This is a genomic window from Parasporobacterium paucivorans DSM 15970 (assembly GCF_900141895.1).
GTDB classification, from domain to species: Bacteria; Bacillota; Clostridia; order Lachnospirales; family Lachnospiraceae; genus Parasporobacterium; species Parasporobacterium paucivorans.
Window position 1 is genome coordinate 77924 of sequence record NZ_FQYT01000006.1, and the last position, 15084, is coordinate 93007.

Sequence of the window (15084 nt, forward strand, 5' to 3'; positions counted from 1 at the left end):
GATATGCATTTCGGGTTGTGGACACGGAAGCGTTAATAGAATTCACTCGGAAATGACATGAAGCTGGAAGTTTAACCGCGGAAGCAAAATATCAGGTAAAGGTGGGTTACGAATGAGAGATAAAAAACAATTTGAAGTGCCACTGGAAAATTTAAGGAGAAAATGTGAATGTGAGGATGAGCTGGACTTTTTTGGAAAATCACAGGAGGTGCCCCAACTGGATGCCATTGTAGGCCAGGATAGGGTTATAAAGTCCATGCAGTTCGGATTGAACATGACTATGGACGGATACAACATTTTTGTTGTGGGACCGGTTGGAACCGGTAAATACCAGTATGCCAAAGAGGTCGTCACCCGGGTAGCCGCGTCCCGTCCAGTTCCGGATGATTGGTGCTATATTCACAATTTTACCAATATGGACAGACCTATTGCCGTATCTCTCCCTGCGGGACGTGGGCGTGAATTCCAGAAGGACATGGAAACGGTTGTCCATGAAATCAGGAATGCCGTCCGAAAAGCGTATGACAGCAGCGAATACGAGTTGAAAAAAGCGAAAATTTATGAAACATTTCAGACCAAGATGGAAGAATTGTATCAGATAATCAAAACCCGGGCATTGGAAGAGGGGTTTGCCGTCAATTCAGCTTCCATGAAATTCGTCTTTATACCTCTTCACGACGGGACGCCTTTTACCCCTGAGGAATATTATAAACTGCCCATGGAAGAAAGGCAGGAAATCAATGAAAGGCGCCAGAGGCTGTGGAAGAATCTGGACAAGGTCATGAGGGATGCTCAGAATTCTGAAAAGGAAGTTACGGAGCAGATCATAAAATTGGACAGGGAAACGGCTTTTCTTACAGCGCAGCCTTTTGTGGTTTCCCTGAAAGAGAAGTATGAAAAGTTCCCATTAATCATTCAGTATCTGGATAGTGTGCATGGAGACATCTCGGATAATAATGCCGCCTTTTCCGGTCCGGATACCGGGCCGGCCCCGGTATCGAATCTTCGACCTAAAGGGGAACAGGATGAGGAGGAAGACCCAACGGTGGATATTGCGTCAGCGCTGAACCCTGATCAGGGAGGAATCTTCACAAGGTATAAAGTAAATCTTTTCATCAACAATGAAAACCAGAAAGGCGCGCCTGTGATAGCGGAATCCAACCCCTATTACTATAACCTTTTTGGTAAAATCGAATATAAAAGCCAGATTTGGGCAACAACAACAGATTTTACGATGATAAAACCGGGTTCTGTCCAAATGGCAAATGGCGGGTATCTTATACTGCAGGCAAAAGATCTTTTGACGGATCCGTTCGTATGGGATGCGCTGAAAAAGGCTCTGAAATATAAAAGAGCGGTGGTTGAAAACATTGGGGAGCAGTATCGGACGGTTCCAACCATAACATTAAAGCCGGAGCCGATTCCGATGGATGTTAAGGTTATTCTGGTGGGGAGCCCCCTGTTTTACATGATATTCTCGTCAGATGAGGATTTCCAGAAACTGTTTAAAGTCAAGGTGGATTTTGATTATGAGATTCCGCGTAATAGGGAAAACCTTGGGAAATATGTATCATTTGTCGATTCTGTCTGTAAGGAGAACAGCCTGATGCATTTTGACAGAACGGGAATGGCAGAAATCATTGAGTATGGATCCAGAATGGTAGAAGATCAGACGAAGCTTTCCACCAGATTTGATGAAATCAGAGAGCTGATCCATGAGTCGGTTGCCCTTGCCAAAATGGATGGAGCAGAAAGCGTCAGTGTATCTTACGTAAAAGACGCCTTGCGGGAACGGAAATACCGTTTCAGCAAACTGGAAAACAAGATTCAGGAAGAAATATTGAATAAAAATCTCATTATTGATACAGAAGGAACCGCTGTTGGACAGATCAACGGACTGTTTGTCATGCAGGCTTCAGAATATTCCTTTGGTGTACCCGCACGAATAACTGCCATAACCCATGTAGGAAGAGGAGGCGTGACTCATGTTGAACGGGAAACGGACATGAGTGGAAATATTCATTCCAAGGGAGTATTGACGCTGACAGGCTACCTGTGTGCCAAGCTTGCCCAGATAAAGCCATTGAGTTTTACTGCGCAGGTTACATTTGAGCAGGTTTACGAAGGCGTAGAGGGAGACAGTGCTTCCAGCGCCGAGCTTTATGCCATCTTGTCCAGTCTTTCAGGAGTGGGAATCAAACAAAGCTTTGCGGTAACCGGGTCTGTTGACCAAATGGGAGACATACAGCCAATAGGCGGGGTGAATGAAAAAATAGAAGGCTTTTTTGATATTTGCAACGCAAAGGGTCTGACCGGAGAGCAGGCAGTTATGATCCCGTCCCGTAATGTGGATAACCTCATGCTGAAAGAGGAAGTCGTGGAAGCAGTCAGAAATGGAAAGTTCCACATCTATGCCATCGACCGGGTGGAGGAAGGAATCGAGCTGCTGACCGGAGTCCCAGCGGGGGAGACGGGGGAAGATGGCAACTATCCACAGGATTCCGTTTTTTATCTGGCAAACAAGAAATCTCAGGATTACAGCAAGTTCCTGGAAATTCCGACTGTGAAAACTACTCTTTAATAGATTTATGTTTCCGAAAGTTGTGTCGATATATATAAAAAAGCAACTTTTGAAATATATGGAAAAGAGGAGAAACATGATTGATTTATCAGACCGGAATATTGCAATGGAAGCGGATGAGGCGGAAGACACCCTGAAGGACCGGTATCTTACATTTTTTCTTGGGAAGGAAAATTATGCCATAGAAATCCGATATGTGACCGAAATAATTGGGAGACAGAACATCACGGAAATGCCCGAACTGCCTGAATATTTCAAGGGAATCCTTAATCTCAGGGGCAGGATAATCCCGATAATGGACGCCAGACTGCGATTTAAGAAAGAACCCCGTGAATATACGGACAGGACGTGCATCATCGTATTTAATCTGGATGGGATATTGATGGGGCTGGTGGTTGACAGCGTGACGGAAGTTCTGACGATTCCGGAGGAAAGCGTCGTGGAGCTGGCTCGTGTGAGTGAATCCTTTGAAAACAGATATATAAAAAAGGTGGCTAAAACAGGCAGTGAAATAAAAATGATTGTGGACTGCAGAAAACTTCTTTCAAAGGATGAGTTGGAAGGACTGACGGAGTTTGCTGAAATACAGGCAGATGCCGATTAAAGGGAATTGACATAATATATTATATATAATCCTGTGGATTAAGTCGAAAATGTATGATATAATGAACCAAATATTTATTGAAGGAGGGTATATTATGTCTGATACCTTATATGCAAAGGGCCCTGGAAACAACGGATTTATCAGGAATTTGGAAGTCTGTTCTTTCAGCAGTCTTGACGGTAAAAGCAGCATGTTCCAGATGGCGCTTTATAAAACCCCACAAGGAAAGTATTATTTATATGGATGCAGCTTCGGTGGAAAACGACAGGGAGTTTTGATCAATGACGTGACCGATCCATACAATCCTGTTTTTATTAAACACATGGAGCTGGTGGATCCAAAGGAATATCCAACCACAACATCCCCTAAAATGCAGATTGCCGATGACCTGATGATAGTGGCAATGAGCAGCGGAAGCGGACCTGGAGCCCTGGTGGACCAGACTAAGCTTGCGCAGATTAAGTCAGAAGCGGGCATCCGGATATACAGTCTAAAGGAAGATCCTGAAAATCCTAAGTTTTTAGGCTATTGGGATTGCGGGTTATCTCATGTCATGGGTGTGCACCGATTTATGTACAACGGAGGCCGTTATGTGCATCTGTCCGCGGATTGCGTAGGATTTGAAGGACTGATTTATAGGATAATCGATATCATAGACCCTGCGAATCCCGTTGAAGTCGGACGTTGGTGGCTTCCGGAACAGTACGCAGACGGTTATCCCGGACGCACCTTTGATCCCGCAGCTCCGCATGTGCCGGAATTCATGGATAAAGGATGGCTCCACGGACCTCCATTTGTTGTGGGAGACAAGGCGTACTGCGGATACAGCGGTGCTGGGCTGGTGGTCCTGGATGTTGCAGACATAACTCGTCCAAAATGTCTTGGCCAATTGAAACTGATGCCCGCTTTTTCCAGCCACAATGCAGGAGCAAGAACTCACACGGCCCTGCCGCTGCCGGGAAGAGACCTCGTTGTCGTGACCAACGAGGGCGAACGCTTCCAGTTCTTTACAAAAGAAGCTTTGAAAGGAAAGGCACAGGCCCTCAATAATATCCACATGATTGATGTCAGTGACCCAGGTGATCCGACACTGATTGCTGAGTTCCCATATCCGGAAGTACCAAAGGATTTCCCTTATAAGAACTTCAATGAGATGAATCTGGGATGCCAGGGACCGTTCGGACCACATAACCTGCATGAGCCTATGTCAGGCAAACCGTGGCTCGAACAACGCGGTGACAGGGTATACTGCTGCTATTTCCACGCCGGTCTAAGGGTATATGATGTATCGGATCCTTATTATATCAAGGAAATCGCATACTTTATTCCTCCGAATCCAAATAAATCACCAGAAGAGTCTTTCTTCCCGGGATTCCCCGGACCAAGAAATGCCACAACAGAAGACTGTATAGTTGATGACAGGGGGAATATCATCATAGACGCCATCGATGATGGATTCTACATTTTGAAAATGAAAGAAAAATCAGAATAATAGCCAGAGCCCGCAAGAGTACATATCCTGCGGGCTCTTATTTTATTTATTGCCGTAATCCATTTTGAAGATTTTCTTTACGGCCTTATCTAAGATTATTGAAGGGACTGATTGCAGCAGAATGGTATTCAATTTATTCTTGGAAATGATATAACGTGCTTTCGGGTTTCTCGTTTCTAGAATATCAGCGATTATTCTTCCGGCAGCTTCGCTGCCGAGTCCCTGATTGCCGCCTGATATAAATCTTTCCAGGCCGTACTGGATGCAGGGAAGATATTTTTTGTCAATAAAGGAGAGGTCCTGCTTTCTCAGATTATTCCAGATGGGAGTCGCAACGGAAGCTGGCTCCAGCAAAACAGTTTTAACCCCAAAGGGGTTCATTTCCCTGCGCAGGGAATCAGAAAACCCTTCAATGGCATATTTTGTGGATACATAAGGGGAAAGGAACGGCATAGCAATTCTGCCGGCATTTGAACCGTTAATAATGATTTTTCCTTTGTTTTTGATCAGATCAGGAATCAGAGACTGGATGATTTTCACCGCACCAAAAAAATTGATTTCAAAATTTTCCCTGTAGGCGGCAATTGGCAGATTCTCGACTGGGCCTATAAGTGCGACACCTGCGTTGCTGACAAGTGCTTCCAGACGCATTCCACTTGAGCATTGCTCTTTAACAAAGGCACAGAAAAGGTCGATATCATTTGGAATCCTCAGATCCATTTTTCGTTGGTAGATACCCGGGGCTGCCCCAAACGGAGGTTTCGACATGTAGGACAGGACAACCGTGTATCCCCGTTTGTGCAATATCCGTGCAAGGCTTTTTCCAATTCCCGTATCACAGCCTGTAATGACGATTAAACCGTTTCTCTTTTCTTTCCTCATTATTCATCCCTCCAATGCTTTGCTTTTCCGTATCGTCCTATAACTTATTTATATACCTATCGGCCGTTAATTACAACAACACATTTACATGGCATATTGGATATTGGCATGCTATAATAAAGGAAGAAAACTGGACGAAAAAGGAGGAAAAATATGCATCCATTTTACGGACCAAATAGTGAACTGATGAAAGAAAAACAATCCTGGTATCTGGGATTGGTATCTATGGCGATGTATCTTTTTTTCTGGGCGATAGCGCTGGTTGTAGCGGCAAGGCTCTTTCACAAGTATGTGGCTGCAGCCCACAGCCGGGACATATTCGAAGACGATGCCACGGAAATACTCAGGAAAAGGTATGCAAGCGGAGAGATAAGCGGCAGGGAATTTGCAAAAAAGAAATCCAAACTGGGATAGCATCCGGCATGAAAAAAAGGGAATGGATGAGATTATCCTATTTTGGAATTACCACGGTTTTGTTTCACAGAAAAGTTCCGGTTATAGGCTCCATAATACTGACCGATAGGTGCAATTTATCCTGCTTGCATTGTGCTGTGAACAATATTACGTCTGAGCTGTATCCCTACACTCGGATTCGGGCTGACATGGAGGGAATGTACGCAGATGGAATACGGTTTCTGCTTTTTTACGGCGGAGAGCCATTTCTATGGACTGACGACGGAATCACCCTGAGAGAACTGGTGATCGAAGCAAAGAAAATGGGATTTTTGGTGGTAAATGTTGTCACCAACGGTACCTTTCCGCTGGATCTGCCGGAAGCAGACCTGATCATGGTCAGCCTGGATGGCAGCAGGGACAGACATAATATGATCCGCGGCGATACGTATGATTGCATTATAAAGAATATAGAAGAGGCCGCAGCCGATAACGTCTGTCTCTATATGGCAATCAATCATATCAACCAGGAGGATGTGGAGGCCGTCTGCGAGACTGCGAAGAAGATAAGAAACGTGAAATGCATCTCCTTCAACTTTCACACCCCTTACCCTGGGACGGAATACCTCGGGCTGAGCAGGAAGGAGAAGAAGGACTGCTGTGATCGCATCGCCCGGCTGATTAGAGGGGGTTATCCGATATTAAACCTGAAAAGCGCACTGCCTTACGTAATGAACAACAGTGCAAAACTTCCCTGCTATCAGTGCATTGTGGTGGAAAACGGCAGCAGATGGACATGCGGACGGTGTAAAGATATCGAAGGGCTTTGTAAAGAATGCGGCTTCTTTTTCGCAACGGAATTCTCGCTGGTTTTTAGCGGGAATATCAAAGTGACTGCGGATATGTTTAAAACATATTCAAAATATTTCTAGGGGAGGTGGACGGGTGCTGCTCACATCATTGTTCAGATTCGTTCTGACCCGGTCTTTCAAACCGTTTGTTTTCAGGGGAAAGCATGCAAACAAACTGGAATTTGAAAAACTGGAGAGTCTTGGGTTATATGTACATATCCCTTTCTGCAGATCACTGTGCAGTTTTTGTCCATATTGCAAAGAAGTCTACAACAAAGAGAAGGCGGACAGATATAAAAGGGCCCTGCTCAAGGAAATTGATCTGGCGTGCCGTTTCCTGAGGGATAAAAAAAATGTCATAAGTTTGTATTTTGGAGGCGGAACTCCGGCGCTGATGATCGATGATTTAAAAGACATTATTGCAAAGCTGGAGGAATTTTTCGTTATACAGGAGGGAATAGGGGTTGAGCTGCATCCAAGCGATATCACGGAGGAAACCCTTCGCAAGCTGCAATCGGCAGGGGTGACTATGGTAAGTCTGGGGATCCAGTCTTTCCACGAGGAATGCCTGAACAAGCTGGGACGTACCGGAAGCCGATTCATAGAAAAGCTGCAGTTGGTGAAAAGTTATGGGTTTGAAGTAATAGATGTGGATTTGATTTTTGCGATTCCGGGGCAGACAGACAAAATCCTGGCAGACGACATAAATGCTGCGTTCAGCAATGGCGCTACGCAGGTATCCACATACCCTTTTATCGATTTCACATTTGCAGACAATAAATATAAGCCTATGCCGGAAAAAATCAAGAAGAGAATGCTCGAAAATCTTGCTCAATACTGCCATTCTATCAATCTGGAAAGAACCTCGGTCTGGACGTTTGCACAGCAGGGGACAAAAAAATATTCCTCCGTGACAAGAGACACGTTTTTGGGATTTGGAGTATCTGCAACAACACTTCTAAGGACAACTTTTAAAATCAACACCTTTTCAATCGAAGAATACATATCAAGAGTGGAAGCCGACCGCCTGCCTACATCCCTGACGCTTTCTTTTACAAAAAGGCAGAGAGCGAGTTATTACCTTTTCTGGGGCGCATATTCCATGAGAATAAACAAGGAGGGATTCAAAAAAATAATAGGCACGGAGCTGGAAAAGATGTATGGCATGGAAATTTTCATCGCAAGGAGATTAGGTTATCTTAGAAAAAAAGGAGACAGTTACGAGCTGACGGATAAGGCGATACTTTTGTATCATCACATTGAGCAGGTTTATACAACGGCCTATATAGACAAAATGTGGAATGTTTCCAGACTGCAGGCTTTTCCGGACAAAATCATTTTGAAATAATCAGCAAAAACATTAATTGGAGGTGGATTGAAAATGAAAAAATTCAGGAATGTTAATGACGGTACGATACTTACTGAAGAGGAACTGAATATCCAGCGCGAAACAAACTACAGCCAACTGGCAGATAACTGGAAGGAAGAGGGCTTCTACAACCGGGACGAATATATTGCATGGCTCGCCGATAACTATATACATACAGATTACGAAGAATTTGAAGGATAAGGATTCATTGCTGCAGGCTGCAATGGATAAGGCAGGGATGCCACCCGGTGAGAGGGATCCATTCTCACCGGGTGGCATCCCTTTTCCTTTAGGAGATAAGAGCCGCCTCCAGATGCTTGAAATACAGGTCACGGATCTTTGTGTATTCACCCAGGCCCTTGATGAAGCATTTGACCGGGTAGCCTGCACTTTCGAAGATGTACTTCCATGAATCTTCCTCATCCCCGGCCATGTCGTTTGCGGCGTGGTCGCCGGCAACCAGCATAAAAGGAATCAGGATGATTTCGGAGGGATTATACGCATTGACAGACCTTAAGATGACGTCTATGCCGGGATAGGCTTCAATGGTTCCAACAAAGACGTTTTCATGACCAGATTCCTTAAAGGAATAATCAAGAGCGGCATAGGCAAAATTTGAATGATGGGAACTTCCATGGCCCATCAGCACCAGTGCCTTTCTTTTATCGCTCATGGAATACTCCTCTGTCAGAACCTCTATAATGACCCGGGCATCTTCGATATTATTCAATAAAGGAGCGCCAATGGAAATCTTCCGAAGGCTTTTACTATGCTCCATAACGTCGGCAATCATAAAATCATTTTCCAGGCCGTTAATGATATGGGTGGGCTGAACAGTAAGCTCCTCTATGCCATCCCGGACTATCTGTTCCATAGCTTCCGACACGGTGTTGATTATCCGGCCATCCCGCTGCATGACCTTTTTGATTATCATCTTGCTTGTCCAAGCAGAATAAATGGAATACCCAGGATAAAGGTCCATAATTTCTTTTTCAATGGAATCAATATTCTTCTCCCGTGTTTCGTTAAAGCTTGTTCCGAAGCTGACGATTAAGATTGCATTTTTTGACATTGTATTTTTCATATTCATCCTCTCATTTACTATGTAATGTCATAAATGCTATCACAGTGAAAAATGAAATGTCAATATAATAAAATAAAAAATATGTGCCAGTTCGACAAAATAGGCTTGTAAGTTTTTGTTAAATTGGATATAATGACAAAAGAATTTTATATTGAAAATATTCGAGTGCCCTGCCACCGGCGGGGAGAATAGGGAAGCTGGGTGAAAATCCCACACGGACCCGCCACTGTAATCGAAGAGTTGTTTTCAAATGCCACTGAGATCTGATTTGGGAAGGCGAAAACAATGATGACGCGTAAGTCAGGAGACCTGCTTGAGTATGTTTTTTTAGTCCCGCAGGAAACGGGTCTGAAAATCGGACGTAAGTGCCGGAACTGCAAAATACGGTAGCAGCAGCTTGTTTTTACAAGCCGCTGCTTTTTTTGATACGAAATATGAGGAGCTGAATGGATGAAGATTGTAAAAGATGGCATTAGAGGCAGCAATAACATGTTCGGACATACCCATGATGAACATTTTTCAATCGATTGTTTTGCCTATAAATCAAAAATGAATCACTGGAATCCAACCTATAAGGTGTTCCTGGCACTTGTGACCATTATCATGTGTCTTGTACTGAATAATTTATTTGTTTCATTGTTTGTAATCATGGCCATGACATACCTGATTGTTGTTAAAAGCGGCCTGAACATGCGTGAGTATATTTCGGTTATGAGCATCCCTTTTACCTTCCTGCTTTTGGCAACATTGGCAGTCGGATTTGATTTTTCAAGACATCCGGCAGGAGAAATCAATATGGATCTGGGGTATTTCTATCTGATTACATCCAAAAGAAGTCTGCTGGAGATGTTCCGGCTGTTTATCCGTTCCTATGCGGCGGTCAGCGCTCTGCAGATGATGACACTGACAACATCCTCGTCAGAGATCATCTCCGTGTTGAAGAAGATGCATGTGCCGGTGATAGTGATTGAAATGATGAACATGATATACCGCTATATCTTTATTCTGCTGGAACTTAACAATAAAATGAAGAAATCCGCACATGCCAGGCTTGGTTATTGTGATTTCAGGACAGCGTGCTATTCGTTTGGCAGCATTGCCGGAAATATTCTGGTTGTGTCCCTGAAGAAAGCGGAAACATATTACAATGCCATGGAAGCCAGGTGTTACGATGGGGAATATTCGTTTCTGCAGGAAAACAAAAAGACAGAAGGAGTCCATATTGCCGGTGCATCTGTGTTTGTGGCTTTTCTTCTTATAATCTGGTTTGCCACAAAATGAAAGGAATAAAGATGATAGAACCAATTTTAAGAATCAGGGATATGGAGTATTCTTATGGGAACGGGGAAATGGCCCTGAAACAGGTTAGCCTGGATATTTATAAAGGGGAGAAAATTGCAGTAATCGGTTCGAACGGAGCAGGGAAATCCACTTTTTTTCTTACTACAAATGGAGTATTGTCCCCCCAAAGAGGGGAAATTATATACAATGGTCAGGAGATAAACAAAAAGAACATCAAGGAGCTCCGAAAAAATATAGGAATTGTTTTCCAGGATGCAGACAACCAGATTATTGCTTCGACCGTATTGGCTGAAGTTGGATTTGGGCCGATGAATCTCAAACTTCATAAGGATGAGGTGATGGATCGTGTCGATGAAGCCCTGTCCTATATGAATCTTAGTAGTTTCAAGGCAAGACCGCCGCATTACCTGAGCGGTGGCGAAAAGAAAAGGGTAACCATAGCAGATATTATTGCCATGAAACCGGAAATCATCATATTCGATGAACCTTTGGCCTCCCTGGATCCTTATAATGCAGATATGCTGGAAGAAATACTGGAAAAGCTCGAATCAGAACAGAAAACACTTCTTATATCAACACATGATATCGATTTTGCATACAGATGGGCGGAGAGGCTGATTGTATTTGCAAATGGCCGGATAATCGCTGACGGAGCTCCCATTGAAATATTCCAGAATAGGGAGATTCTCCGGCAGGCAAACTTAAAACAGCCTGCACTGCTTGAAATCTATGAATCTCTTGTTGAGAACCGGATACTTGAACAAGACGATATATATCCCAAGAATGTCAGGGATTTGAAGAAACTGCTGTCGAACAGAGGAACGGAGGAAAAACATGAAAAGCAGACAGATTAAAATCATCATTCTGCTGTCAATACTGGCCCTATCTGCAGGGATTACCCCGGCTGTAAGCGCCATGCATATCATGGAGGGATATCTGCCCCCACGCTATGTGGTTGCATGGGGAATCCTGTGCATTCCGTTTCTGGCAGCCGGCTATTTCTCATTGAAAAAAACGCTGCAGCGACAGAGGAAAACGCTGACCATCCTGGCAATGGCCGGCGCCTATATGTTTCTGCTGTCTTCCCTGAAAATCCCATCTGTTACGGGAAGCTGTTCCCATATGACCGGAAGCGGGCTGGGGGCTTTGCTGTTTGGACCGAGTACAGTAGGAATTCTTGGAATTATCGTTCTGCTGTTCCAGGCCATACTGCTCGCCCATGGGGGAATAACCACTCTGGGAGCCAATACCTTTTCAATGGCAATAGCCGGGCCATTTGCGGCCTATGCGGTTTACCGGATCTGCCGTAAATTAAAGGTCAATAAGAAAGTCTGCTATTTTCTGGCGGCGTTGGTCGGAGATCTGTTCACATACTGTGTAACCAGCATGCAGCTGGCCATCGCCTTTCCTTCTGAAACAGGAGGTGTATCTGCTTCCTTTCTGAAGTTTCTGGCAGTATTCGCGCCAACCCAGATACCCCTTGCGGTAATTGAAGGACTCCTCACTGTCATAACCATGATAGCCCTGGAAACATATGCAAAAAATGAATTGTCTTATCTTGGATTTGATGTGGGGGTGAAAATCAATGTCAAAGAATAAAAAGACAGTGATTATTCTGTCCATTATAATCATCCTGATTGCCCTGATACCCATATTCCTGTTGAAAAATGCGAAGTTCGGCGGGTCAGACGATGCGGGCAGCCAGGTTGTTTCGGAAATCACCGGTTCGGATTACAAACCCTGGTTCACACCCGTCATGGAAACCGTAACCGGCAAAGAACTTCCGAGTGAAGTTGAAACCCTGTTTTTCTGCATACAGACCGGAATCGGAACAGGGATAATCTTCTTCTTCCTGGGACGGTTTTATGAAAGAAGCAGAGCAAAAGAGCAAAAAGAAAGTTAGTTTTCCGTCAGAGAAAGGAAATATAAAACCATGAGCATCAGAATGATTGGGATAGACCACAGCAGGGCTACCATAGAATATCGGGAATTATTTGCACAGACAACAAGAATGAAGGAAAAAATCATAAAGGAATTCTCCGGAGTGGAAGGCATTACGGGATGTGTGGTTATATCCACATGCAACCGTATGGAAATATGGATAAGCTCTGACAAAAAGCTTCAAAGCTCTGTTTATGAGATGTTTTGCGAGATATCCAATTTGAACAGCAGTGATTACAGGTCGTTTTTTGTGGAGCGTGATGGTTATGAAGCAGTGAGGCACCTTTTCTATCTGGCTGGCGGAATGAAGTCGAAAATCATTGGAGAGGATCAGATACTTACCCAGGTAAAGGATGCAATCGCCTTTTCACGTGAGCACTTCTGTACAGATAATGTTTTGGAAGTGCTTTTCAGAATGGCAGTAACAGCGGCTAAGAAGGTCAAGACAGAAATACATCTCTCCAAGGCAAATTCGTCGATCGTAAGCCGGGTGATTGAAGAAATGAAGAACAGCGGTCTGGAATTGAAAGATAAGAAATGCCTAGTTATAGGGAACGGAGAGGTTGGAAAACTGGCTGCAACATCCCTTAAAGAAGAGGGCGCTTCCGTTACGATGACCGTCAGACAGTATAAAAGCGGGGTTGTTGAGATACCGGATGGGTGCAAACGGATCGATTATGCAGATCGTCTCCTGAATATAGCAGGGTATGACATCGTCCTGAGCGCCACGTCAAGCCCAAACGTGACCCTGAAGTATGAGCAGTTGGAAAACATTGAATTTCATGACAACAGAGTCTTTATTGATCTGGCAGTGCCCAGAGACATTGATCCTCTGATTGCAGGGATAAGAAATATAAAACTCTATGATATTGACAGCTTTCAGGTGGAAATGGGATCGGAAGAGTTCAGGAAGCAGATTATGGAAATTGAAAATATACTCAGCCTGAGAATACAGGAATTTGTCAACTGGTACAGATGCAAGGACATCATCCCCGAGGTGCGTCACATATGTAAAAATGCCGCGATTGATGTCAATTTAAGACTGGAAAAAAAGATACGCAATATCGATATCAGCGGGAATGACAAAATGCATCTCGAAAAAAGCATTGAGGATGCGGCTGATAAAGCCGTGAACAGATTGATGTTCGGATTAATGGAGAGCGTAAAGCCGGAAATGTTTTGTGAATGTGTTGAGGCAATCAAAAAAATCTATCAGCCGGAATATGAAATATGAAAAATGAAAAGAAGAGACGTTTTCCGCTATTCATAGATTTGGCGGACAGAAAGGTCATCGTAATCGGAGGAGGAAAAATTGCAGAAAGAAGAATCAGGACGCTGCTTTCCTTTGAAGCCTGCATAAAAGTAATCGCAAAAGAATGCAGCAGCGATATCAGCCAAATGCATGAGGCTGGAATGATCCACCTTGAAAAAAGGGCGTATCGCGAGGGTGAGCTGGATGACGATGCAGTCATGGTCCTGGCCATAACCGATGACAGCCGGGTCAATGAATCAGTCTGGAGTGAATGCAAACGGAAAAACATTATTGTAAATGTTGCCAGTAACCAGGAATTGTGCGATTTTTTCTTTCCAGCCGTTCTCCTTCAGGATGAAATCACCATTGGTGTGTGCGGTAATGGAACCAATCATAGTGAAGTTAGAGAAAAAGCCGATCTGCTGAGAAAACTATTAAAGGAAAAAACAGATGAATAAAATAATAATCGGAACAAGGGAAAGTAAACTGGCAGTTGTCCAGACGAATATGGTGGCCCGGATAATCATGGATCACCATGATGTCGAAGTTGAAATCTGCCCCATGAAAACGACGGGAGATATTATTCTCGACAGGAGCCTTGACAAAATTGGCGGAAAAGGTCTTTTTGTCAAAGAGCTGGACATGGCATTGTCACAGAAGAAGACAGATATTTCCGTACACAGCCTCAAGGATATGCCTATGGAAGTTCCGGATGAGCTTCCAATAATTGCATACTCAAAGAGGGAAGATCCAAGGGATGTGCTCATTCTCCCGGAAGGCTGCCAGGAACTGGATCTGGAAAAACCACTGGGGTGTTCGAGCAAAAGAAGGATGCTGCAGATAAAGAAGATTTTCCCAGAGGCTGAGTTTAAGGAGCTGCGTGGCAACATACTCACAAGGATCAAAAAATTGGATCAGGGCGAGTATGGAGGAATAATCCTTGCGGCGGCAGGTCTGAAACGCATGGGCCTTGAAAACAGAATCAGCAGATATTTCACAACGGAAGAAATGATTCCTTCAGCCGGTCAGGGAATTCTTGCCATTCAGGGCAGAAGAGATTTTGATATAGAGCTGATCAAAGAGGCAGACGATTCGGACTCCCGTTATGCGGCAATATGTGAAAGAAGCTTTGTCAGAACACTGGACGGTGGGTGCTCATCCCCGATTGCGGCGTTTGCTACAGTAAGCGATGGCTCCATCACGTTAAAGGGACTATATTACGGTGAAGACATGGTTGAAAGTAGAACCGGCACCATTACAGGAAATGTTTTTGAGGCGGAAGAATTGGGGATTAGACTGGCCAACAGGTTAAAGCTGGCAGGGAAGGAATGAA

The 15084-nt window shown here is 44.1% G+C and carries 16 protein-coding genes and 1 riboswitch; of the genes, 14 read left to right on the forward strand and 2 right to left on the reverse strand.

All coding sequences use genetic code 11. The annotated features are described in order from the left end of the window. Window positions 1-112 precede the first annotated feature (112 nt). The 3 genes from BUA79_RS03860 to BUA79_RS03870 all read left to right on the forward strand — a co-directional run bounded on the left by BUA79_RS03860 (window position 113) and on the right by BUA79_RS03870 (window position 4677). A complete protein-coding gene (locus BUA79_RS03860; protein WP_073993047.1) occupies window positions 113-2581 on the forward strand; it encodes an AAA family ATPase in 2469 nt (822 codons plus the stop codon). Window positions 2582-2657: 76 nt separating this feature from the next. Next, complete coding sequence (locus BUA79_RS03865; RefSeq protein ID WP_073993048.1) at window positions 2658-3185, forward strand: chemotaxis protein CheW; 528 nt, start codon at window positions 2658-2660, stop codon at window positions 3183-3185. A 94-nt stretch (window positions 3186-3279) separates the two neighbouring features. Then, window positions 3280-4677: an LVIVD repeat-containing protein gene (locus BUA79_RS03870; RefSeq protein WP_073993049.1), complete on the forward strand. Its 1398-nt coding sequence runs from the start codon at window positions 3280-3282 to the stop codon at window positions 4675-4677. A gap of 42 nt (window positions 4678-4719) precedes the next feature. On the opposite strand, the gene BUA79_RS03875 is transcribed toward BUA79_RS03870, so the two are convergent. Continuing rightward, window positions 4720-5559: an SDR family NAD(P)-dependent oxidoreductase gene (locus tag BUA79_RS03875; RefSeq protein ID WP_073993050.1), complete on the reverse strand. Its 840-nt coding sequence runs from the start codon at window positions 5557-5559 to the stop codon at window positions 4720-4722. A 153-nt stretch (window positions 5560-5712) separates the two neighbouring features. On the opposite strand from BUA79_RS03875, the gene BUA79_RS03880 reads away from it, so the two are divergent. Genes BUA79_RS03880 through BUA79_RS03895 form a run of 4 tightly spaced genes read left to right on the forward strand, consistent with a single transcriptional unit; the run spans window position 5713 to window position 8373 of the window. Next, window positions 5713-5973, forward strand: coding sequence for an SHOCT domain-containing protein (locus BUA79_RS03880; protein ID WP_073993051.1), 261 nt, complete (start codon window positions 5713-5715; stop codon window positions 5971-5973). A 26-nt stretch (window positions 5974-5999) separates the two neighbouring features. Next, window positions 6000-6884 (forward strand): radical SAM protein, encoded by an 885-nt coding sequence (locus BUA79_RS03885; RefSeq protein ID WP_330389177.1) that lies wholly within the window; start codon window positions 6000-6002, stop codon window positions 6882-6884. A gap of 13 nt (window positions 6885-6897) precedes the next feature. After that, window positions 6898-8151, forward strand: a complete 1254-nt coding sequence (locus BUA79_RS03890) for a coproporphyrinogen-III oxidase family protein (protein ID WP_073993053.1) — start codon at window positions 6898-6900, stop codon at window positions 8149-8151. A gap of 33 nt (window positions 8152-8184) precedes the next feature. Then, entirely contained in the window at window positions 8185-8373 is a 189-nt protein-coding gene (locus BUA79_RS03895; protein WP_073993054.1) for a hypothetical protein, read from the forward strand. 88 nt (window positions 8374-8461) lie between these two features. Here the strand turns inward: BUA79_RS03895 and BUA79_RS03900 are convergent, their stop codons facing one another. Beyond that, the gene (locus BUA79_RS03900) at window positions 8462-9256 is read right to left on the reverse strand and encodes a sirohydrochlorin cobaltochelatase (RefSeq protein WP_242941636.1); all 795 of its coding nucleotides are present in this window, start codon (window positions 9254-9256) and stop codon (window positions 8462-8464) included. 146 nt (window positions 9257-9402) lie between these two features. Further along, window positions 9403-9587: riboswitch (cobalamin riboswitch) on the forward strand. Between the two features lie 119 nt (window positions 9588-9706). Between BUA79_RS03900 and cbiQ the strand changes: the two genes are divergently transcribed. Genes cbiQ through hemC form a run of 7 tightly spaced genes read left to right on the forward strand, consistent with a single transcriptional unit; the run spans window position 9707 to window position 15083 of the window. Continuing rightward, the gene (gene cbiQ / locus BUA79_RS03905; RefSeq protein WP_073993055.1) at window positions 9707-10537 is read left to right on the forward strand and encodes a cobalt ECF transporter T component CbiQ; all 831 of its coding nucleotides are present in this window, start codon (window positions 9707-9709) and stop codon (window positions 10535-10537) included. Between the two features lie 11 nt (window positions 10538-10548). Next, entirely contained in the window at window positions 10549-11412 is an 864-nt protein-coding gene (locus BUA79_RS03910) for an energy-coupling factor ABC transporter ATP-binding protein (RefSeq protein ID WP_073993056.1), read from the forward strand. Then, window positions 11393-12157, forward strand: a complete 765-nt coding sequence (locus BUA79_RS03915; RefSeq protein ID WP_073993057.1) for an energy-coupling factor ABC transporter permease — start codon at window positions 11393-11395, stop codon at window positions 12155-12157. The genes BUA79_RS03910 and BUA79_RS03915 overlap by 20 nt, the downstream gene beginning before the upstream one ends. Next, a complete protein-coding gene (locus BUA79_RS03920; protein WP_073993058.1) occupies window positions 12144-12461 on the forward strand; it encodes an energy-coupling factor ABC transporter substrate-binding protein in 318 nt (105 codons plus the stop codon). The genes BUA79_RS03915 and BUA79_RS03920 overlap by 14 nt, the downstream gene beginning before the upstream one ends. 30 nt (window positions 12462-12491) lie before the next feature. Then, complete coding sequence (hemA, locus tag BUA79_RS03925; RefSeq protein WP_073993059.1) at window positions 12492-13733, forward strand: glutamyl-tRNA reductase; 1242 nt, start codon at window positions 12492-12494, stop codon at window positions 13731-13733. Further along, complete coding sequence (locus BUA79_RS03930; protein WP_073993060.1) at window positions 13730-14209, forward strand: precorrin-2 dehydrogenase/sirohydrochlorin ferrochelatase family protein; 480 nt, start codon at window positions 13730-13732, stop codon at window positions 14207-14209. Before hemA ends, BUA79_RS03930 begins: the two co-directional genes overlap by 4 nt. Continuing rightward, window positions 14202-15083: a hydroxymethylbilane synthase gene (gene hemC / locus BUA79_RS03935; protein WP_073993061.1), complete on the forward strand. Its 882-nt coding sequence runs from the start codon at window positions 14202-14204 to the stop codon at window positions 15081-15083. Before BUA79_RS03930 ends, hemC begins: the two co-directional genes overlap by 8 nt. The last annotated feature ends 1 nt before the right edge of the window (window position 15084 follow it).

Coding starts and splice junctions, on each gene's coding strand:
- BUA79_RS03860 (WP_073993047.1), top strand. CDS start 113: ATGAGAGATAAAAAACAATTTGAAGTGCCACTGGAAAATTTAAGGAGA.
- BUA79_RS03865 (WP_073993048.1), top strand. CDS start 2,658: ATGATTGATTTATCAGACCGGAATATTGCAATGGAAGCGGATGAGGCG.
- BUA79_RS03870 (WP_073993049.1), top strand. CDS start 3,280: ATGTCTGATACCTTATATGCAAAGGGCCCTGGAAACAACGGATTTATC.
- BUA79_RS03875 (WP_073993050.1), bottom strand. CDS start 5,559: ATGAGGAAAGAAAAGAGAAACGGTTTAATCGTCATTACAGGCTGTGAT.
- BUA79_RS03880 (WP_073993051.1), top strand. CDS start 5,713: ATGCATCCATTTTACGGACCAAATAGTGAACTGATGAAAGAAAAACAA.
- BUA79_RS03885 (WP_330389177.1), top strand. CDS start 6,000: ATGAGATTATCCTATTTTGGAATTACCACGGTTTTGTTTCACAGAAAA.
- BUA79_RS03895 (WP_073993054.1), top strand. CDS start 8,185: ATGAAAAAATTCAGGAATGTTAATGACGGTACGATACTTACTGAAGAG.
- BUA79_RS03900 (WP_242941636.1), bottom strand. CDS start 9,256: ATGAAAAATACAATGTCAAAAAATGCAATCTTAATCGTCAGCTTCGGA.
- cbiQ (WP_073993055.1), top strand. CDS start 9,707: ATGAAGATTGTAAAAGATGGCATTAGAGGCAGCAATAACATGTTCGGA.
- BUA79_RS03910 (WP_073993056.1), top strand. CDS start 10,549: ATGATAGAACCAATTTTAAGAATCAGGGATATGGAGTATTCTTATGGG.
- BUA79_RS03915 (WP_073993057.1), top strand. CDS start 11,393: ATGAAAAGCAGACAGATTAAAATCATCATTCTGCTGTCAATACTGGCC.
- BUA79_RS03920 (WP_073993058.1), top strand. CDS start 12,144: ATGTCAAAGAATAAAAAGACAGTGATTATTCTGTCCATTATAATCATC.
- hemA (WP_073993059.1), top strand. CDS start 12,492: ATGAGCATCAGAATGATTGGGATAGACCACAGCAGGGCTACCATAGAA.
- BUA79_RS03930 (WP_073993060.1), top strand. CDS start 13,730: ATGAAAAATGAAAAGAAGAGACGTTTTCCGCTATTCATAGATTTGGCG.
- hemC (WP_073993061.1), top strand. CDS start 14,202: ATGAATAAAATAATAATCGGAACAAGGGAAAGTAAACTGGCAGTTGTC.